Source organism: Cobetia sp. MC34 (genome assembly GCF_018340035.1).
GTDB lineage: Bacteria > Pseudomonadota > Gammaproteobacteria > Pseudomonadales > Halomonadaceae > Cobetia > Cobetia amphilecti.
The window spans coordinates 33,704-54,340 of sequence record NZ_JADPPY010000023.1; the positions used below are offsets into that span (position 1 = coordinate 33,704).

General features: G+C 62.1%; 16 protein-coding genes. 5 read left to right on the forward strand and 11 right to left on the reverse strand.

All coding sequences use genetic code 11. The features are described from left to right. Positions 1 to 30: 30 nt before the first annotated feature. The 9 genes from IZU87_RS12355 to gloB all read right to left on the reverse strand — a co-directional run bounded on the left by IZU87_RS12355 (position 31) and on the right by gloB (position 13,549). On the reverse strand, positions 31 to 1,206 hold the full coding sequence (locus IZU87_RS12355) for an imelysin family protein (protein WP_213114702.1): 1,176 nt from the start codon (positions 1,204 to 1,206) through the stop codon (positions 31 to 33). Positions 1,207 to 1,222: 16 nt separating this feature from the next. Next, positions 1,223 to 2,725 carry a di-heme oxidoreductase family protein gene (locus IZU87_RS12360; RefSeq protein ID WP_249330585.1) on the reverse strand — a complete coding sequence of 501 codons (1,503 nt, stop codon included), beginning with the start codon at positions 2,723 to 2,725 and terminating at the stop codon, positions 1,223 to 1,225. Positions 2,726 to 2,927: 202 nt separating this feature from the next. After that, positions 2,928 to 4,238 (reverse strand): imelysin family protein, encoded by a 1,311-nt coding sequence (locus IZU87_RS12365; protein WP_213114703.1) that lies wholly within the window; start codon positions 4,236 to 4,238, stop codon positions 2,928 to 2,930. A 337-nt stretch (positions 4,239 to 4,575) separates the two neighbouring features. Further along, positions 4,576 to 6,213, reverse strand: coding sequence for an ABC transporter ATP-binding protein (locus IZU87_RS12370; protein ID WP_213114704.1), 1,638 nt, complete (start codon positions 6,211 to 6,213; stop codon positions 4,576 to 4,578). Beyond that, positions 6,210 to 7,268, reverse strand: a complete 1,059-nt coding sequence (locus IZU87_RS12375; RefSeq protein WP_283248905.1) for an ABC transporter permease — start codon at positions 7,266 to 7,268, stop codon at positions 6,210 to 6,212. The genes IZU87_RS12370 and IZU87_RS12375 overlap by 4 nt, the downstream gene beginning before the upstream one ends. Before the next feature lie 97 nt (positions 7,269 to 7,365). Next, complete coding sequence (locus IZU87_RS12380; protein WP_213114706.1) at positions 7,366 to 8,460, reverse strand: microcin C ABC transporter permease YejB; 1,095 nt, start codon at positions 8,458 to 8,460, stop codon at positions 7,366 to 7,368. Positions 8,461 to 8,657: 197 nt separating this feature from the next. After that, entirely contained in the window at positions 8,658 to 10,658 is a 2,001-nt protein-coding gene (locus tag IZU87_RS12385) for an extracellular solute-binding protein (RefSeq protein ID WP_249330587.1), read from the reverse strand. A gap of 487 nt (positions 10,659 to 11,145) precedes the next feature. Then, positions 11,146 to 12,552, reverse strand: coding sequence for a LysM peptidoglycan-binding domain-containing protein (locus IZU87_RS12390; RefSeq protein WP_249330588.1), 1,407 nt, complete (start codon positions 12,550 to 12,552; stop codon positions 11,146 to 11,148). A gap of 208 nt (positions 12,553 to 12,760) precedes the next feature. Continuing rightward, complete coding sequence (gene gloB, locus IZU87_RS12395) at positions 12,761 to 13,549, reverse strand: hydroxyacylglutathione hydrolase (RefSeq protein WP_213114707.1); 789 nt, start codon at positions 13,547 to 13,549, stop codon at positions 12,761 to 12,763. 748 nt (positions 13,550 to 14,297) lie between these two features. Here gloB and IZU87_RS12400 point away from each other — a divergent pair. The 4 genes from IZU87_RS12400 to nudC all read left to right on the forward strand — a co-directional run bounded on the left by IZU87_RS12400 (position 14,298) and on the right by nudC (position 17,666). Further along, positions 14,298 to 15,164, forward strand: coding sequence for a class I SAM-dependent methyltransferase (locus tag IZU87_RS12400; protein ID WP_213114708.1), 867 nt, complete (start codon positions 14,298 to 14,300; stop codon positions 15,162 to 15,164). Between the two features lie 351 nt (positions 15,165 to 15,515). Continuing rightward, positions 15,516 to 15,950: a ribonuclease HI gene (gene rnhA, locus IZU87_RS12405; protein WP_054556047.1), complete on the forward strand. Its 435-nt coding sequence runs from the start codon at positions 15,516 to 15,518 to the stop codon at positions 15,948 to 15,950. A gap of 151 nt (positions 15,951 to 16,101) precedes the next feature. After that, complete coding sequence (dnaQ, locus tag IZU87_RS12410; protein WP_213114710.1) at positions 16,102 to 16,893, forward strand: DNA polymerase III subunit epsilon; 792 nt, start codon at positions 16,102 to 16,104, stop codon at positions 16,891 to 16,893. Continuing rightward, positions 16,893 to 17,666, forward strand: coding sequence for an NAD(+) diphosphatase (gene nudC, locus IZU87_RS12415; protein WP_213114711.1), 774 nt, complete (start codon positions 16,893 to 16,895; stop codon positions 17,664 to 17,666). Before dnaQ ends, nudC begins: the two co-directional genes overlap by 1 nt. Positions 17,667 to 17,790: 124 nt before the next feature. Here the strand turns inward: nudC and IZU87_RS12420 are convergent, their stop codons facing one another. Continuing rightward, entirely contained in the window at positions 17,791 to 18,108 is a 318-nt protein-coding gene (locus IZU87_RS12420) for an SCP2 sterol-binding domain-containing protein (protein ID WP_043332726.1), read from the reverse strand. A gap of 546 nt (positions 18,109 to 18,654) precedes the next feature. On the opposite strand from IZU87_RS12420, the gene sohB reads away from it, so the two are divergent. Continuing rightward, entirely contained in the window at positions 18,655 to 19,758 is a 1,104-nt protein-coding gene (gene sohB, locus IZU87_RS12425; RefSeq protein ID WP_213114712.1) for a protease SohB, read from the forward strand. A 165-nt stretch (positions 19,759 to 19,923) separates the two neighbouring features. Here the strand turns inward: sohB and IZU87_RS12430 are convergent, their stop codons facing one another. Then, on the reverse strand, positions 19,924 to 20,238 hold the full coding sequence (locus tag IZU87_RS12430; RefSeq protein ID WP_213114713.1) for an ArsR/SmtB family transcription factor: 315 nt from the start codon (positions 20,236 to 20,238) through the stop codon (positions 19,924 to 19,926). Between the last annotated feature and the right edge of the window lie 399 nt (positions 20,239 to 20,637).

The window sequence follows — 20,637 nt, forward strand, 5'->3', positions numbered from 1 at the left end:
CCTGTCTTGATCACGTGCTGCACTCCGGAATCAATCACCATCGGTACTGTTGAAGCCCAGAGACAGCCCGAGAGCCGGGTTGAGCGTGTCAGCGAAGCCTGCCTGCAGGGTCTCGATATGGATCATGGCCTGTTGCAGTTCGCCATTGCGCGGATCATCGCGCAACAGGGCGGCCAGATCCGTCGGCAGAGTAGCGAAGGCGTCACGCGCGTCGGCAAAGTCTCCGGTGGTGGAGGCCACCATGCGCGGATCCACCTGCTGATTCAGATAGCCATGAATGCCTGCGACCTCGTCATTGCCGAGCCAGATCGTCTCCATCATCGCAAGCGTCGCCCCGATGTTGGCAAGCCCCATGCCGCCACGCCAGGACTCAGCCGCATAGGGATTGGCCGTGCCACCGTTGTCGAGCCCGATCGGCCGGCGAAGCTTGCGGTCCTTGATGGCCTCAAGCTGGACGGTCATCGCGCGTACCAGGGAGAGTACGGCGTCACGCGGATCGCTGAAGGCACCAGTGCCTTCGGCCAGCTGCGGCGCGAACTGCTGCCACTCATCATGCAGCGTCTTGCCGGTATTGGCGGCGTAGGCAGTGTTGGCTGTCATCAACTCGCAACGACGCGAGTCGGCCGTCAGAGGCGAGTCGGCATAGCGGGCATCGAACAGCTGATACTCCACGCTGCCCAAGCCCTGCATGACGATGGATTGTTCCGCCAGACTCTCGACCGTGATCGGGGCATCACCGGCGAGCAGGGCACGGGTCTTGCGCGCGACCAGATCCTTCTTGTCCGGCCAGAAATACAGCTGCCATTGACGGGAGTTCTGCAGGATCGGGCCCATTTCCACCCAGTTGACCTGATTCAGCCCCAGCATGGCGCTGCGCCAGTCCTGCTTGAGGGTCTCGAGGGTGATGTCGCCCTTGGCGGAGCAGAACGCCTGAGTATGCTGAGCGAGCTGTTGCAGGCGGTTGGCAAGTTGCTGGTGTGCCTCGCTCAGCGTGACAGCGGCAAACTGGCTGACGGCCTCTGCGCTGGTGCCTGCGCCGGGGGCGTACGTGTCGGCGGCAATGGAGTCCGTCGCCGCCAGTGTGCTCGTCGCGAATAGTGTGACGCCCATCAATGTCATGCCACCGGCCATCAGGGCCAGGGGCGAGGTCTTTCGCTGGGCAGGTTTCATCGGGGTTGCGGCATGGGTGAAGGTGTCGCGGGACATGAACGGGTATTCCTTGTCAGAGAGTCTCGAGGAAGCGCAACAGGGCTTCACGCTGGTCAGTCGGCAGGGCCACGACGGCATCGCGGCTTGGCTGGGCTTCGCCGCCATGCCAGAGCACGGCCTCGAGCAGGGTGCGTGCACGGCCATCATGCAAGAAGCCCGTGGCAGGGTTGACTGTCTGGGCCAGACCGATGCCCCACAGGGGCGGTGTGCGCCACTCCTGACCGCTGGCCTCGAATTCGCGGCGATCATCCGCCAGTCCTTCGCCCATGTCATGCAGCAGCATGTCGCTATAGGGCCAGATCGTCTGCTCGGCCAGTTGCCCTGCCACGCCGCCGGACGGGGTGGTCAGGCGTGGGCGGTGGCAGCTGGCGCACTCAAGCTTGCGGAACAGCTGCTCACCTTGACGCACCGTCGGGTCATCGATATCACGCCGAGTAGGCACGGCCAGATTGCGCGAGTAGAAGGCCACGTTGTCCATCACGTTGTCGTCGACCTCGATCTCCCCCCCATCGGGCAATGTCTCGCACTTCTGACGCGGGGTACAGTCGGTGGAGCTGACCAGATTGGAAGTCAGCCCCATGTCGCCGGCGAAGGCCTTGGCGCTCTGCTGTCGCACATCGGGCTGACCGGCCTTCCAGCCGAAACGGCCCATGACCTCGCGTTGCTCGGCGAGTGACCAGACAATATTGGCGCGCCCGCTGATGCCGTCGCCATCCGCATCCTGCGGGTCGGCCCACTCGAGCAAGGTCTCGTCGCTGACCGCCTCGAGCAGCCCCAGCCCCACCATGCCGGGGGCGAGACGTGGGGAGAGCGCGATCGCGCCCGGGTCACCGAAGCCGGGTTCGACGATGGAATAGCGCGGCTTGCGCAACGTGATCACTTCCCCGTCCGCCAGGGTCACCGTCACGTCCTCGTAATCCACCTGCATGCGGCCTTCGCGCTCGATGCCGGGCACGGCGGCATTCTGCAGCTGGGTGCCATAGACAGGATGCGGCATCACCCCGGCGATACGCCGGAATTCACGCTCCTCATCGCTCCAGCTGTCCTCGTGACTGTCCGGCAGCCCCAGACGCAGGAAAAGGCCCACCGAGGGATCGCCTTCGGCCGGCAGGCTGCCGCGACCATCCTTGACGTGGCAGTTCTGGCAGGCGTTGGTGTTGAACAGCGGGCCAAGGCCATCGCGCGCGGTGGTGCTGGCGGGCGCGATCACCCAGGGGCTCTTGAAGAAGCTGTTGCCGACACTGAAGGACAGACGCTGATCGAAGCTCAGGTTCTTGGCCGGCAGCGAATAGGCGTTGGTGTCGTGCTTGCGTACGCTGCCTTCACCGCCGCTTCTGTCGGTGTCCTGCAAGGGCAGGGAAGACAGATAGCTCATCACTGTCATCGCGGAATCTGCCGTGGGCTTGGCTTGATCTGCCGATGCCGACTGAGCAGGCAGACACGCCAGGGCGATGGCAAGCGGCAGGGAGCGGGTCAGGGAGGGACGCAGCTTCATGTCGTAGTGCAATATTGGCATACAGGGTTTTCTCGGCTTGCGCGGTCAGGCTGCTCGAAGAGCTTTCTCTCAGGACTCTATCGGCAGACGCGCATGAAAAGCTGGCGCAAGAACCATCAACGCCCGAACCTGTCGTGAGAGAGGTTCGGGCGAGGATATCAGCGCGAGGCGAGGTAGCTTGGGGTCTTCAGCCAACTCACGCTTGGCAATGTGGAGCAGTTGATCAGAATTCGTGATCTGCCGTATCGGCTTCCAGGCCATCGATACCGACGGTACCGGCAATTTCTTCGATCAGACGGGTCTGGGCGACCAGATCCTGAATGCTGGCATTGATGATCTCGGCGCCTTCGGCATTGCCCGGGGCGATCATCTGGTCAAACTTCATGCCGCCGTCGGCTTCTGCCGTGTCGACCATCACCTGCAGCTGGCCCATGGTGGTATCCAGCGCCTCATGCATCTTCTCGGCCAGTTCCGGGTCATTCTGGGCGACGAGTGCATGCAGTGACGGGCCTTCGAAGGTGCGACCGTCTAGGGTCACGTACTTGCCTTCGTAGACGTTCTGGATGCCCTTGGCATTGTAGAAGTGCGAGTAGTGAGTGTTGTCGGAGAAGCAGTCATGCTCGTCTTCATAGGAGTTGGCTTCCAGCGCGACCTTCATGCGCTCACCAGCCAGCTCACCCAGTGACAGGGAGCCCATGCCGAACAGCATCTTCTCGAGGCCTTCACCGGCCGGCAGCGAGGTCAGTTCCGCGCGGTAGTTGTCCTTCTCACCCTGTGCCCACTGGCCGACCATGTATTCCAGGTCGCTGATCAGCAGGTCATTGGCGGCCAGCAGGTAGGCGCCACGACGGTCACAGTTGTCGGCGGTGCAGGCATCGCCCTTGGCGAAGTCAGTCGCCGGGCGCTCGCCGGCACCGGCCTCAAAGCCGTGCATGTCCTGACCCCAGAGCAGGAATTCGATGGCATGGTAGCCGCTGGCCACGTTGGCCTCGAAACCGCCCAGCTCGTTGAGGGACGCCAGCAGCTCCGGGGTGATCTCGGTGGTGTCGATCTTGTCGGCACCGATCTGCACGCTGTCGCTGGCGATGATGTTGGCGCTGGCGCCCGGGTTGCCCAGCTCGGCCTGATAGCCGTCGCCTTCGACGTAATCTATCAGGCCTTCATCCAGCGGCCAGGCGTTCAGCTGACCTTCCCAGTCATCGACGATGGCATTGCCGAAGCGGAACACTTCACTCTGCTGGTAGGCGACGCGCGCCTGCTTCCAGGCGGCACGTGCCGCGGCAAGCGTCTCTTCGGACGGAGATTCGATCAGCGCGGCATTGGCGGCGCGCAGGGCATTGGCACTGGCCAGGGCATCGCTGTAGGTGGCATGCGCGACGTTGGCGTACTGGGCGACGACAGCGTCGCCCGTCAGCGCCTTGTCATGCGCGTCGCCATGATGCTCTGCCAGAGCGGCACCGGTGAACATGGAGGCTGACAATGCGATGGCAGCTGCCAACGGCTTGCGTGAGGCAAAACGGAAAGAGGCAGTCATATGGTTCCCTTGATCGGTCTGTTGTTATGCAGTGCGCGCAGAACGGCAGTGCGTGGGGCCGCTTGGGAGAGGGCGGGAAGTCATTACACGGTCTCTCGATGGTCGGCCCGCATCTCACTGGATCATATTGAGAACCTTTATTATTTGCAATCGACAAAACGTGCGTCTTGCAACGCAAGGGTGCACTGACTGCAATGCGTCAATACCCTGCTCATCATCTGTGGCTGCCCGAGCAGGGCGATCGGCATGCTATGGCAGAGCAGGGCAGCCCAGGTCAGCCAAGCCAATTGGCTCTGGTCAGGCCATGGCAGAGCGTGTCAGGCCATGACAGAGCGTGTCAGCCAAGGCCCGCGGCCTGTATCAGGGCACGCGTATAGTCCTCGCGAGGGTTGCCGAGCACTTCTGCCGTCGTGCCCGTTTCCACCAGACGTCCTTCACGCAACACCATCACCCGATGGGATAGCGCGCGAACCACAGCCAGGTCATGACTGATGAACAGATAGCTCAGGCCTCGGCGTGCCTGAAGTTCACGCAGCAGGGCAATCAGCTGTTTCTGCACGCTGCGATCCAGTGCCGAGGTGGGTTCATCGAGCACCAGCAGTCTGGGCTCGAGGATCAGGGCGCGTGCCAGGGCAATACGCTGACGTTGGCCGCCGGAGAACTCGTGGGGATAGCGATCGGCACATGCCGAGGGCAGTTCGACTTCCTCCAGCACCTGCGCCACTCGCTGGTGAACCTCGTCCTCGCTGAGCGTTGGGTGATGAAAGCGCAGACCTTCACTGATGATGTCCGCCACCGGCATGCGTGGCGACAGCGAGCCGTATGGATCCTGGAAGACGATCTGCATCTGACGGCGACGCAGTCGCAGCGCATTGCGATCCAGCATATCGATGCGTTCGTTCTCGAGTTGGATCTCGCCCTTGGCGGCCTGCAGCTTCAAGAGTGCCAGGGCGAGTGTCGTCTTGCCGGAGCCCGATTCCCCGACCACGCCGAGCGTCTCGCCGCGCGCCAGCGTCAGATCCAGCGGATGAACGGCGACGAAGTCCGCGGGGCGCTTCTGGAACAGCTTCCTGCTGCGCGCGAAGCGCACCTCCAGCTTGCGCGCGGTGAGAACCGGTGTCGCGGCGTCTTCGGCACTCAAGTCGCTGGCGAGGCCTTCGGGTTCGGCGGCCAGCAGCTGGCGGGTGTAATCGGCCTGCGGCGAAACGAATACCTCGTTGACACGCCCCTGCTCGATGCACTCCCCGTCGCGCATCACGATCACGCGGTCGGCGTGACGGCGCACCAGATTGAGGTCATGGCTGATCAGGACCATCGCCATGCCCTGATCGTGACGCAGGCGGTCCAGCAGCTGGAGTATTTCCTGTTGCACGGTGACATCCAGCGCCGTGGTCGGCTCATCGGCGATCAACAGCGGTGGCTGATTGGCCATCGCCATGGCGATCATCACGCGCTGGCGTTGCCCGCCGGAGAGCTGGTGCGGCCAGGCGTCGATCAACTCATCGGGACGCGGCAGCTGTACCTGGCAGAGCAGTTCCAACACGCGCTGGCGGGCGGCATTGCCGCGCAGTCCCTGCTGGAGGCGCAGGCTTTCACTGATCTGTTCGCCGACACCCATCAATGGGTTGAGCGAGGTCATCGGCTCCTGGAATACGAAGCCGATCTGACCACCACGCACCCGCTGCCATTGGCGTGGCGTCAGGGCGGCCAGATCCAGCGTCTTGCCGTCCTGTCGCGTGAATTCGCGCTGCCCGGTGACATGGGCGTGGCCCGGCAGCAGGCCGAGACTCGCCAACAGGCTGACGGACTTGCCCGATCCGGACTCGCCGACGATGGCCAGGCATTCTCCCCGTCTGACCTCAAGGCAGAGATGCTTGACGACGGCTGTCTGGCCGAAGCGGATGCAGAGGTCGTCGAGTCTCAGCACGCTGGCAGCGGTGCCGATATTGTCCGCAGGTGAAGAGGGATGACTCATGCGTTCTGCTCCCGTGCACTGATATGACGTGGGTCGAAGGCATCGCGTAGCCCTTCGCCGATGAAGACCAATAGCGTCAGCATGATGCCGAGGCTCAGGAAGGCGGTCATGCCAAGCCACGGTGCCTGCAGGTTGTTCTTGCCCTGGGCGACCAGCTCGCCCAGCGAGGGGGAACCGGCCGGCAGGCCGAAGCCGAGGAAATCCAGTGCGGTCAGGGTGGTAATGGCCCCCGTGAACAGGAAGGGGATGAAGGTCAGGGTGGCGACCATCGCGTTGGGCAGCACATGACGCCACATGATCAGGCGGGAAGGCAGGCCCATGGCTCGGGCGGCGCGCACGTATTCCAGATTGCGTGCGCGCAGGAATTCGGCGCGCACGATATCGACGATGCCCAGCCACGAGAACAGCATCATGATACCGGTCAACCACCACAGGTTCGGCTCGACGATGCTGGCGAGAATGATCAACAGAAACAGCACCGGCAGGCCGGACCATACCTCGATCAGACGCTGACCGATCAGGTCGACCTTGCCGCCGAAGTAACCCTGCAGGCCACCGATCACCACCCCCAGCACCAGCGAGCCCGCCGTCAGTACCAGCGCGAAGATCACCGACAGCCGGAAGCCATAGATGACGCGCGCCAGCACGTCACGGCCCTGATCATCGGTGCCCAGCCAATGTCGGCCATTGGGGGCCGACGGCGCCGGAGAGCCCAGATTCAGATCCAGGGTGTCGTAGGAGTAGGGAATCAGGGTGTTGAGCATGAATCCCTGCGCCTCGATGGCCTCGATCACATAGGGGTCGCGATAGTCGGTGGCGGTGGGCAGGTAGCCGCCGAAGGTGGTCTCCGGATACTCGTGCAGCATCGGCAGGTAGGTCTCGCCCTGATACTCGACCAGCAGCGGGCGGTCATTGGCGATCAGCTCGGCCCCCAGTGAGAGCACGAACAGCACGCCGAAGATCAGCAGCGACCACCAGGCGCGACGGTTGTCACGAAAGGCCGCCATGCGCCGTCGGGTGATGGGCGACAGGCGTGAGGTACGCGGGCGTTGCAGTGGCTGCTGACTTTCGTCGCTTACGTCTTGAGCGGGTGTCTCGTGAAGCTTTGTTTCATGAACCGACGTTTCGTGAACTGTTGTCTCGTGACGCATGTCAGGCCTCCCGTGTCGCGAAGTCGATGCGCGGGTCGATCCACACATACATCAGATCAGAGACCAGCTTCAGGATGAGACCGATCAGGGTATAGAGATACAGGGTGCCGAAGATCAGCGGGTAGTCGCGCTGCAGGACAGCCTCGAAGCCGAGCAATCCCAGCCCGTCGAGGGAGAAGATCACCTCGATCAGCAGCGAGCCGGTGAAGAAGATGCCGACCAGCGCCGCGGGCAGCCCGGCGATGATGATCAGCATGGCGTTGCGGAAGACATGCCCGTAGAGAATACGGTTCTCGCTGGCTCCCTTGGCGCGTGCCGTCAGGACGTATTGCTTGTGGATCTCGTCCAGGAAGCTGTTCTTGGTCAGCATCGTCAGGGTCGCGAAGCTGCCGATGGCGGAGGCCAGCACGGGCAGGGCGATGTGATGGAAGTAATCCAGAATCTTGCCGGCGGTGGACAGCTCCTCGAAGTCCGGCGAGGTCAGCCCCCTGAGCGGGAACCAGTCCAGATAGCTGCCGCCGGCGAATACCACGATCAACAGGATCGCGAACAGAAAGCCCGGAATGGCGTAGCCGACGATGACGACGCCGGAGGTCCAGATGTCGAAGCGCGAGCCATGCACCAGTGCCTTGCGGATACCCAGCGGGATCGAGACCAGATAGACCAGCAGCGTGGTCCATAGCCCCAGAGAGATGGAGACCGGCAGGCGCTCCAGCATCAGGTCGATCACCGGGCGATCACGGAAGAAGCTGTCGCCGAAATCGAACTGCGCGTAATCGACGACCATGTCGGTGAAGCGCTCCCAGACCGGCTTGTCGAAGCCGAACTGCTGCTCCAGCTCCTCGATCAAGGCCGGGTCGACCCCTGACGCGCCACGATAGGTCGAGGCAGCTCCTCCACCGCCACCGCTGGTGACACCATCACCGCCGCCACTGTTGAGACGGGTGCTGGCACCGGCACTCATGCCGTCCAGACGTGACATCAGTTGTTCGATCGGACCACCGGGGGCGGCCTGGACGATCAGAAAATTCAGCAACAGGATTCCGAGCAGCGTCGGAATCATCAACAGAATCCGGCGCAGAATATAGGCACCCAATGGCAATCTCCCTGCGTGCCCCTCATCGCCGGCATCTTGTGTGCGGTGCAAGGGGCATCGGTTATTGGTGTCGTGAACGCATCAGCAAGGCCTCAGTCCCGCAGGCGTCTATGCCTGGCATAGGCGCCGAGCGTGTTCTTCAGGCTTGTTGACCAGACTTGCTGAACAGGCATGTTCACCCGGCTTATTCATCCGGCTCATTCACCTGGTTCAAGCGAGGCATCCTTGTCGGGCTCGATCCACCAGCTGTCCAGGCTCAGCTGGTATTCCGGGAAGGGCTGCGGATAGCCGAACTTGTTCCAGAGCGCGATGCGCGTCGCCGCCAGGTGCCACTGGGGCACGACATGGAAGCCCCAGCGCAGTACGCGGTCAAGTGCCCGTGTCGCGCTGAGCAGATCTTCGCGGGTCTGTGCCTGAATCAGGGCATCAGTGAGCGCGTCCACCACCGGGCTCTTCAGCCCGATCAGGTTGCGTGAGCCGGCCACGTCGGCATAGTCGCTGGTCCAGTATTCACGCTGCTCGCTGCCGGGACTATTGGACTGCGGATAACTGCCGACCACCACGTCGAAGTCGAAGCTGCGACGGCGGTTGATGTACTGATTGACGTCGACGGTGCGAATCCGCGCCTTGATGCCGATGCGCGCCAGATTGCGGATCCACGGCTGGATGATGCGCTCGAACTGGGTGTCGTAGTTGAGCACCTCAAGCGTCAGCGGCTTGCCGCTGATGCGGCTGACCAGCTGGCCCTTGACCACTTCATAGCCCGCTTCGCGCAGCAGCCCCAACGCCTTGCGCAGGCGAGGGCGCAATTCCTGTGGCTCATCGATCGGCAGGGGCTTGTCGAAGACCGCGCTGGGCAGCTCATCCTTGAAGGGCTCAAGCAGCGCGAGTTCCTTGCCGGTGGGCATGCCATCCGCGGCCATGTCCGAATTCTCGAAATAGCTGTGGGTCTGCTGGTAGGCACCGTAGAAGAGGTTGCGGTTGATCCAGTCGAAGTCGAAGGCCAGCGCCAGTGCCTCACGGACTCTGGGGTCCTGGAAGCGCTCGCGGCGCTCGTTGAGCACGAAGCCCTGCATGCCTGCCGGGTTGCTGTCCGGGACTTCCAGCTTCTTCAGTCGCCCCTCGTGGAGCGAGGGAGTGTCGTAGGCGGTCGCCCAGTTCTTGGCGCTGCTTTCGACGTGCAGATCGATGCTGCCGGCCTTGAAGGCTTCCAGCGAGACGGTCTGGTCCCGGTAGTAGTCGTAGACCAGTGTCTGGATGTTGTGGCGGCCCTTGTTTACTGGCAGGTCCTTGCCCCAGTAGTTGTCGACACGCTCATAGCGAACCTGGCGGCCGGCGTCCAGAGACGCCATGCGATAGGGGCCGGAACCCAGCGGAATTTCCAGGGTGGCGCGCGTGAAGTCGCGGCTCTTCCAGTAGTGCTCCGGCAATACCGGTAGCTGTCCGATGATCAGCGGCAATTCGCGCGCCGCGCCTGGCGCCATCTCGAAACGCACGGTGTCGGCATCGATCACGCTGACGCCGGTGACATCGTGATAGTAGCTCTTGAAGAACGGCAGGCCTTCATCCTTGAGCAGGCGATAGGTGAAGATGACATCTTCGGCAGTCACCGCCACGCCATCGTGAAAGCGTGCCCGAGGGTCGATATCGAATTCGATGGCGCTGCGGTCCTTGGCCAGGCGGATGCCGCTGGCCAGCAATCCGTATTCGGTGAAGGGTTCATCGGCGGAGGGAATCATCAGGGTGTCGTAGATCAGTCCGCCGAAGTAGTTGAGTCCCGCCACCGAATTGCCCTTGAGGATGAAGGGATTGGTGGAGTCGAAGCTGCCGATGGCGGCGCGCGTCATGCGCCCGCCGACCGGCGCCCCCGGATTGACGTAAGGGAAGTGGGTGAAGCCGGGCTTGTGGGCGGGCTCGCCGTAGATGGCCAGGCCATGCACGGTCGGGACGTCCAGCGGCGTCTGCACGTTCGAGGTGGGGGTACTGGTTGCCTGCACGCTGGTTGCTTGCGCGCTGGTTGCCTGCGTGGCCGACGCCATGTCGGCGCTGGGGCGTGAATCGGCAGATTGCTCGCTATTCGCATTGGGCTCAGCCGCGTTGGCCGTGGCAGTGAACGAGCCGCTCACCATCAGCGCCCCCAGGCATAGCGCGCGTAGCGCGGCCCGGCGACGGGGGGCGAGTGAAGAAACACGCTGCATCGAAGACTTCCTTGACTGAATGACCCGGGCCTCGCGGCCGTGATGAAATGACTGGCAGCTTGGCAGCGCGGCTGGATTGCGTCTGGCTCGCTATCAGCTCCGCTGGCCTGGGTCGCCTCAACGGCTGTCGACCGTTAGCTGCCGTGAGCTGATGGAGAACTGTAGAAGCGGTAAAGCAGCTGCACGCAGCGCGCCGGGCTTCGGCCGGTCTCCTTGCATCGACCCCGCCAAGAGTAACGAAGTTCCCTGTCAGCGGCCATGCTGCGGCGTTTGAATCGAAAACGCCCCCACCATCACGGATGGCAGGGGCGTCCAGGAGTCGCGTATCACTCGTCGCTTCAAGACGCGTGAATCGACTGGCTCAGTTTTGGTTGAAGACTCATTTGTGGTCGAAGACTCAGTTGTGGTCGAAGACTCAGTTGTGGTCGAAGACTCATTTGTGGTCGAAGACTCAGTTGTGGTCGAAGACTCAGTTGTGGTTGAAGACTCAGTTGGCGCTGTAAAGAGTCAGCATCTGACCGGGGCGCAGGTAGTCCGCCGATGACAGCTTGTTCCAGCGCGCGAGCTGTCGAGTGCTGACATTGTGACGTGCGGCGATCAAGGACAGGGAATCGCCACTCTTCACGCGCACCTTCTTCTCGCCGTTGGCCGAGGCCAGCTGGGGGGTCACCGAGGCGCCACGGTCCGGCACCATCAATGCCTGGCCGATGCGGAGGGTGTTGCTCGAGAGACGATTCTTCTGCTTCAGCTCGGAGAGCGTCAGGCCATTGCGGCGTGCGATGACGGACAGGGTGTCGCCGCGCTTGACGCGATAGCTGGCCCAGCTCTGGCGCGCTTTTTCAGGCAGCGTGGCCAGCTGGCTGAGGAAGGTGTCGCGGGCGGTGGCGGGAATGACCAGCGAGCTGTCGCCCGGCGTGGTGGCCCAGCGCTTGTAGGCCGGGTTCAGGGCGCGCAGCTCATCTTCACTGATGCCGGCCAGTTTGGCGGCGGTGGACAGGTCCAGTTGTCCGCCCGTCTCGACGGCCGCGATTTCCGGCTTGTCGTCAATCTTCGGCAACGACAGTCCATATTCCTCAGGGTCGCGAATCACCGCGGCCAGTGCCAGAAGCTTCGGCACGTATTCCATGGTCTCGTTGGGTAGCTTGATGTTCCAGTAATCCTCATCGCCACCGGCACGGCGGCGTGCACGGTTCACGGTGCCGGCACCGGCATTGTAGGCGGCCAATGCCAGCTCCCAGTCGCCGTCATACCAGCGCTCGCCCTGGGTCTCCAGGTAATCCAGCGCGGCGTCCGTAGACAGCAACACGTCCTTGCGGCCGTCATACCAGCGGTTGCGTGTCAGCCCCATGGCGTCACCGGTGCGCGGCATGAACTGCCACATGCCAGTCGCACCGCCCGGATGCGCGGCGTCCGGGTCGTAGGCGCTCTCGATGAAGGGCAGCAGTGCCAGCTCTGCCGGCAGGCCGCGTGCTTCGGTACGCAGTGTCACGTAGCGAATCCAGGGGCGGGCCTGCTCCGCGATACGCTCCACGTGGTGAGGGTGCTCCTGATACCAGCTGATCCATTTGCGCACGCGTGGGCGGCCGGTGTCCTGCTGCAACTGATAGCCGGCGCGCAGGCGCTCCCAGACGTCATCGTAGTGCGCGGTAATGGCATCGACGGCCTCCATGAAGTTCAGCGGGGCGCGCTGATATTCACTGGTGGGCGTAACCCCGGGCACCATCGCTGAGTTGGCACTGGCGGTCAGCGGCATCAGGCACAGGGTGGCACCCAGAGAGGCGAGGCGAATCAGGTGACGCAGTCGAGCCGGACGGAAGGGGGCCTGGATCGGAGTGACACGACACGGCGTGTCGGCGGCCATCTGGCCGTCGGTACGGAGGTCTTGCTGATGCATTGACGAAATACTCTCTGGCGAGCCGCCGCTGGATGGGTCAGCGGCGGCTCGGCTGGCCGGCCATGCCGGCACGAATCAGTGACTGCGGGGGGGCTGATCGAGATCAGGAATGTTCTCGACCCGCTGTCACGCGAAATGCCATTCACACCGCGCTCCAACCGCTCACCTGGTGGCGTCAGAACGGGGCAATGGCACGCGGGCAGCAGGGCTAGAAGTTGTCCTTCCACTGACGCAGTGCCGTGAAGGCCGCCAGTGGAGAATCTTCCTGACCCAAGGGTGCCGAGAGGCGCCCTTCCTGCTCGAGATGGCGCTGCAGCGTCATCTCGTCACTGCGCAGGAACGGATTGATCTGCTTTTCTCGGCCGATGAGGGTGGGCAGCGTGGGGCGGCCCAGTGAACGCAGCTGTTCGCATTCTGCGTTGAGGGTGTCCCGCGCCGGATTGTTCGGCTCGGCGGCACTGGCGAAGGCCAGATTGGCCAGCGTGTACTCGTGTGCCGGGAAGACAAGCGTTTCTTCCGGCAGAGCGGCAAGGCGCGACAAGGAGTGATGCATCTGTTCCGGGGTGCCTTCAAACAGGCGTCCGCAACCGCCACTGAACAGGGTGTCGCCACAGAACAGCAGACCCGGCATGCCGGAGCTGACGAAGGCGATGTGGTCCAGGGTATGGCCCGGCACTTCCATGACCTCGAAGAGGCGGCCCTGCAGGCGGAAGCTGTCGCCATCGCCGACACGCTCGTCGATACCGTGGATGGCCGGGTTGTGCGGGCCGACCACGCGAGGTTGATAGCGTTCGATCAACTCCGGCAGGCCGCCGGTGTGATCCTGGTGGTGATGGGTGATGAGGATGGTGTCGAGGGTCAGGCCTCTGGACTCCAGCGCCTCCATCACCGGGCGTGCATCACCGGGGTCGACGACCGCCACGCGGGGGTTGTCGTCGCTCTGTATCAACCAGATGTAGTTGTCCTGAAAGGCCGCTATGGGCGTTACGCTCATCATGGTGGTCAGGTGCTCTTGATGTCTTGCAGTCGTCGATCGAGGCAATGACAGGCCAGTGACGCGAAAAGGGGCTTCATACGTTCTCGCCGAGGGTTCGGCCAGGCTGAAGCAGATGAACATGGCATGTCATCATCGCCTGCAATGCTGATGGGCAGGCGGTTCCATCGACTCCTTACTGAGAGTTAGTTGTCGAAAGCGGCATAAGATCATGCTCAGAGACGGCTCAGGACGGTCGTGCTCCTGGCCGCTCCCCTGGCCGCGTATGTGGGCGGGAGGGGCAATCCATATGCTCTATTATCGACAACGCATATTTATGGGTCATTCGCAGGATGTTGGGCAACACCTTGCTTCACTCTATCCTGAGTGTCGGGCCGAGCGTGTCGAGACGCTCGATGCCCGCAGTCCTGTTCAAGACTCGCTTTTCGGGATTTCGTTCCCGGTCAGACTCGCCGTGTGCGATCAGGCGCCGAGTGGCTGACGCAGAGCCCATCAAGAAGAATCCCGCTTGAAAAGTCACGACTGGCCGCCGGTGCCAAAGTCCATGAGCGCCATCAATCGCAAGGCCAATAGCCAGCACGATGATGCCCAGTGGATTGATTCGTGGCGGGAATCTGAATTTTCCGGATAACAAGCCTGACGAGCCAGCAGGTAAGTGTCAAACCTCTTATGGTGTGAGAATGTAGACAAGTGTCAAAGCCTGTCTATGCCGTGGGGAGTGTCTCCCCGCCTGAAGCCCGGGAGATGCAAGATGTGGAAAGGCCCCTTTGGTGTGAATGACTCCGGTGCGGACAAGGCCAGCGCGACCCTGACCGCCGAGGAGCGCCAGCGACAGCATGCGCGCCAATTGAGTGCCCATGTGCGCGCCATGCGTGCCTTTTTCGAGGGCCCGGATGGGCAGGACATCCTGACGGCGGAGCGCGAGATGCTGTCGCCGCTGTTCGAGCGTTGTTTCGGTTTTCACAGCCTGAACCTGGGCCCGGGCGGCAATGACCTCCTGTCGCTCTCCGCCATCCGCCATGCCATCCAATGGAGTCCTGAGGCGGCGCTTGCCGAGTCGCCTTCCACCTTGATCTGCCCGCTGACGCAGCTGGCTTTGCCGGACGAGAGCATGGATCTGGTGATGCTCCACCATCTGCTGGAGGTCGCGCCGGAGCCGCATCGACTGCTGCGTGAGGCGGCCCGCGTGCTGCGCTCCAGTGGCTGTCTGGTCATCGTCGCCTGGCAGCCGTTATCTGGCGAGGGGCTGCTGCGTCTGGACCCACGCCGTCGCCACATCACTCCCTGGGAGGGAAGCTGGCGGACGCCTGCGGCCCTGCGCGATTGGCTGGCCTTCGTGGATTTCGAGATCGAGCGTATCGACTATGCCGGCTTCCACCTGCCGGGGTTACGCCTGCGACACGGTTGGCTTGAACGCATGGGGCGCCGCTACAACTTGCCGCTGGGAAGCCTGATGTTGATACGGGCGCGGCGCAATGTCGGGTACGTGCAACCCTTGAATGCCAAGCGACCGCGAGTCGCCATTCCCGGTGTCTCCATCGGCCAGGCCACGCGGGTGCATTCCCGTGAGGGTCATGTGAAGCGTGAGTCGCGCAGAGATCTGTCTGAGCGCGGCTAGCTCGGCGGCTCGCTGCAGGGCTCCCTTTTCTTCAAGGCTTCAGTCTGGCGGAAGCTGTAAAAAAACACAGGGACTTTGGCCATGCTGGATGCGAGTGGGTAGAATGACGCTCATTGTGGCGAGGCCTGCTGTTGCCGCGGGGGCTCCCGGAGAGTGATTGTCAGGTGGCGGTTTCCAAGCCCCGCCTCTGCGAGCCAGGCTTGCCCCTGTCGTGACAGCCAGCGCCGTCGCACTTGCCCGTCTTCGTTTCCTTTGTCGAGAGTGCCGTTTGTGAGCCAGAGTGCATCCACGCCCGAATCCCAGAATCCCTCCGCTGCTGCGACGTCCGAATCCAAGGCGGCGCCGACTCGCGTGGTCATCCACACCGATGGTGCCTGTCGTGGCAACCCGGGCCCGGGTGGCTGGGGCGCGATTCTGGTCAGCGGCAAGCATCGCAAGGAACTCAATGGCAGCGAGGCCCAGACGACCAACAATCGGATGGAGATGATGGCGGCGGTCGAGGCGCTCACGGCGCTCACCAAGCGCTGTCAGGTGGTGCTGTGGACCGACTCCGAATACGTCAAGAACGGCATCACCAAGTGGGTGCATGGCTGGGTCAAGCGCGGGTGGAAGACGGCAGCCAAGCAGCCGGTCAAGAATGAAGATCTGTGGAAGGCACTGCTGGCCCAGAGTGAGCGTCATGATATCGAGTGGCGCTGGGTCAAGGGTCATAGCGGCGATGAGGGCAACGAGCGCGCCGATGCGTTGGCCAACGAGGCCATCGACGAGATGCAGCGCCGCCGCTGAGTGCCTCGGCTGGCAGGTACACCGAGCGTGGTGGCCAGCCGTGTTTGAGCACGGACATGCAGTATCCGATATTGAGGCACCCTGATGCGCGGCCCGAAGGTGAGGGCAGATGTCGGTCAGGGAGCTGTCACTGTTTACCAAGAGGTCTGAGATGCGTCAGATTATTCTCGATACCGAAACGACAGGTATCGATCCGAAGGAAGGCCATCGCCTGATCGAGATCGGCGCGGTGGAGATGATCAACCGCCGCCTGACCGGACGCACCTACCATCAGTACGTCAATCCTGAGCGCTTGATCGATGCAGAGGCGATCGGGGTCCACGGCATCACCGATGAGCGAGTCGCCAACGAGCCGGTCTTCGCCGAGATTGCCGATGCCTTCTGGGACTTCATCAAGGGTGCCCAGCTGGTCATCCACAATGCGCCCTTCGATGTGGGCTTCATCGATCACGAATTCGGGCTGATCAACCCCGGGCGCGCCAACCCGCTGGGCCCGGTCGCCGATCACTGCGCCATACTCGATACCCTGAAGCTGGCCCGAGAGAAGCACCCCGGACAGCGCAACAATCTGGATGCGCTGTGCAAGCGCTACGATATCGACAACGGGCATCGCGTGCTGCATGGCGCCTTGCTGGATGCCGAGATTCTCGGCGACGTCTATCTGGCGATGACCGGTGGCCAGACGGCGCTGGGCCTGGACGTGATAGAGGAAGGCGATGGCGAGGAGGGCGGTATCGTCGGGGTTCGCCGCCTGCGTGCCGATCGCCCACGTCTGGTCACGCCCGGCCTTTCCGCGCTGGAACTTGAGCGTCACTCGGCCTGGTGTGAAGAGATTCGCGGCAAGGCGGATGAGTGCCTGTTCGATCGCCTCTCGATCGATGCACTGGGCAGTATTGATAGTGCCAGTCTGGACAGCCGAGGCAACCGCGGAGACGACGCCTGATGTTGATTCGTGATCTCTCGCGTGTGACCCAGCGCTATGGTTATCTGATTCGCGTGGGGCGTGATGGCGTGGCGCCTGCGCCGGATGGCGGCATCATCCAGCCCATCGCGGACTGGCCCAGCGGCGCCGTGGCCCTCGGGGAATGGCAGGGCGCGCCGATTGCGGTGTTCGGTGAGAATGGCAGTGCCGATTGGCCCGCCGCGCGTCAGTGGCTGCATACGCTGCCACGTGATCAATTTCCGCTGCTTTCCAGTGCGTTGCAGGTGCTCAAGTGGCTGCGAGACCATCGATTCTGTGGCCGTTGTGGCAAGCGCATGAAGCGACTGGAGCATGAATTCGCCATGCACTGCACCGGTTGTCAGCATCGCAGCTACCCGCGTATCTCGCCGTGCATCATCACGCTGATCACCCGGGGCCGCGAGATGTTGCTGGCACGCAGTCCGCGCTTCGGGCCGGGCATGTATTCGACCCTGGCGGGCTTCATCGAAGCCGGTGAAAGTGCCGAGGAAGCCGTGCGGCGTGAGGTGCACGAGGAAGTCGGTGTCGAGGTCGGGCGAGTCAGCTATTTCCAGAGTCAGTCGTGGCCGTTCCCGCACTCGTTCATGTTGGGCTACTACGCGGAATATGCCGGTGGCGACATCACCATCGATGGTGTCGAGATAGAGGATGCCCAGTGGTTCACGCCGGAAGACTTGCCGGGGCTGCCCCCGAAGTTCTCGATCTCGCATGCCTTGATCGACAACTTCCTGCGCTCGGTCGCGACGGGCCGCTGAAATTCTGAGCCTCTCCCCAAAGAAAACGCCCCGACCATTGGCCGGGGCGTTTTCCTTGGCTGGTGCATCAAGCGACCCTTTCCATCAGGCTTGTTCGCAACGATGCACCTGCTCAAGTAGACGCTTACTTGTTCGGGAACAGAGACGTCAGCTTGGTGGCCAGCATGATGTTGCCGGTGGCTTTCAGGCGGCCAGTCATGAAGGCCTGCATGCCGTCGACTTCGCCTTTCATTACGCCCTTGAGGGTATCGCTGTCGGTGCTCAGGGTCACTGACGGATCATCGTGCTCACCCTCGCCGACGTCTAGAGTGCCGTCCTTGACGACCATGTAGTAGTCATCGCTGTCGGTGATGTTGAATTGAAAGACTTCATCCATGCCCTTGGCGGCTTCGGGGTTGAAACGGCTCTTGAGCATGTCGATGACGGCGTTGGCGTCGGCCATGGTGATATTCCTTGTCAGTGCTAGCGGTGGAGAAAGGCCAATGGTCACGGGGAAAGATGACGTACATGGCGAGAGGTGAGGTGTCGTCCATCACCTAGCTCACCATGAAGTGATCACGCTGCTGACCTTCAAGACTGACATCAGACTATTTCAAACGAGCGTTCCAATCAAGTCGTGTGATCGATCTGGCGTGTTCCGCGCTTCAGCGCCCAGCTCTGAACCTGCAGAGGTAACGTACAGAGATAACGTACGGATGGCGTCCAGGCCACCTGGAGAGCCCGCACAGGCGGTACGCCAGTCCCATGACAATACGAGCAATGTGTAATCTGCTCAGGCGCTTGCCAGCCTTGCAGGCGGGCAAGCTCGCCCCCATATCGAGTACCATCCCGCACCGGCCCTTTAGCCGGTGATTTCGTTATGGGGCCCTGATCGTTTGGCAGATGCCTTGACCTTCTGCCTGACACCCATGCACTCGAGAGCGAGCAATTGCCGCTCACGTGCTGGCGAGAGATCAGACACCTTCTTCAATGTTTCAGGAGCAAGTGCATGCAATGGATTTCACAGTACGGCCTCTTTCTGGCCCAGGCGATCACCGTGGTGGTCGCGATCGGGGCCATCGTGCTCATCATTGCACGTGCACGACAGGGGGAAGCGGGGGAGCGCCAGGCCAAGCTGAAGATTCGCCCTTGGCATGAGCGCATCAAGGGCTATCAGCGCGAATTGAGCCACGCCGGACTGGAGGAGGCAGAGTACGCCGCCAAGGAAAAGGCGCGGGCCAAGAAGCACAAGCAGGAAGCCAAGGCGCTCAAGAAATCGCTCAAGGCCAAGTCGAAAGCCAACAAGGGCGGCAATGCGGACAAGGACGATGCGCCGGCCAGTACGCGTGGGCGTCGGGTCTTCGTGCTCGACTTCGTCGGCGACATCAAGGCCAGTGGTGTGGAAAGCCTGGCAGAACAGATCACGGCACTGGAAGGCGTGCTGGGTGAGCAGGATGAGGTCGTGCTGCGACTTGAGTCCGGTGGTGGCCTGGTGCATGCCTATGGTCTGGCCGCGGCACAGCTGGACCGTCTGCGTGCCAGTGGCGCGCGACTGACGATCACGGTCGACAAGGTCGCGGCCAGTGGCGGTTACATGATGGCCTGTGCGGCGGATCACGTGGTGGCAGCGCCCTTTGCGGTCATCGGCTCGATCGGTGTCGTGGCTCAGGTGCCCAATGTGCACCGTCTGCTCAAGAAGCATGATGTGGATGTCGAGATCCTGACGGCGGGGCGTTACAAGCGCACCTTGACCATGCTCGGCGAGAACAGTGAAGAAGGGCGTGAGAAGTTCCTGTCGGACCTGGCGCGCACCCATGAGCTGTTCAAGCAGCATGTCGGCGGCCGTCGTCCGCAATTGGACGTCGAGGCAGTGTCCCAGGGCGATATCTGGTATGGCAGTGAAGCCATCGATATCGGTCTGATCGACGAGGTCGGTACCAGTCAGGCGTTGCTGGCGCGCTATCTGAAGGAAGAGGTCAAGATATTCGAGGTGAGTCTCGAGAAGCCGCGCCGCGTGATGGACCGTTTCGGCAAGGGTGTGACATCGAGTCTGGATCGTGTGCTGGACCGCGTGCTGGAGCGCAATGCGGAGTCGCGCTGGCATCAGCAGTAAAAGAGATTGCCGTTGCTGGCAAAGAGAAGAGGCTTGGAAGGCCATTCCGTGGCCTGCCCGATCTTGTTGGAGTCGGCGAGTGATACAGATGTCCAGCGGGTCACGATCAGCGTGACTCAGCGACATTCCCCTCAAGGGGCGTCAGTCACCGGCTGGCGCCCTTTTTCAGTTATAGAGCTCCTGCAGGGCACGAATGATACCCGTGGCGTTGGGGCCTTGCAGCGAATAGTAGATGGTCTGCGAAGCGCGGCGTGTGCGGACCATGCCTTCACGACGCAGAATGGCCAGATGCTGTGACAACGCGGATTGCGACAGCTCCAGGCGCGAGTTGAGCTCGCTCACCGACATTTCGCTGTCGCTGAGCAGGCATAGGATGCGCAGGCGGTTCTCGTTGCCCATCGCCTTGAGCAGGGCAGTAGCTTCTTCGATGACGCGGTCACCGGCCTGGTGCAGGGTGATGGCATCGCTGGACACTGACATGGGGTTATTCCTTGCAGCTGTGGAAAGTGTTGCGTTCATGCGGTCTCTCCCGGTCGGTCTATCTTGGTGCATCCCGAGGGACGCAATGGGCCATTGGCATGTTGTTATGACCTAACCTTGTTTTAGTGAATGATCAATAACTCCGCGTGCTATGTCCAAGACAATCTTAAACGATAAATCATCGACTTTGTCGTTCTCAGGCTTTGACTTTTTGTCGCATCTGCTGTGAGACCGCGTTCAAGCGTATGTTTTATTGCGCGTATCACGCCTTTTGTAGTGGTCAAGTGTTTTTGGCCACCGAGCTTTGAGCATTCCAGTAGTTCTTTTCTGCCAAGTTCGGCGGTATCCCATCGTTATGCTTGTGCGGCCTGAGGCTGCTGTAGTAACCGATCATATAAT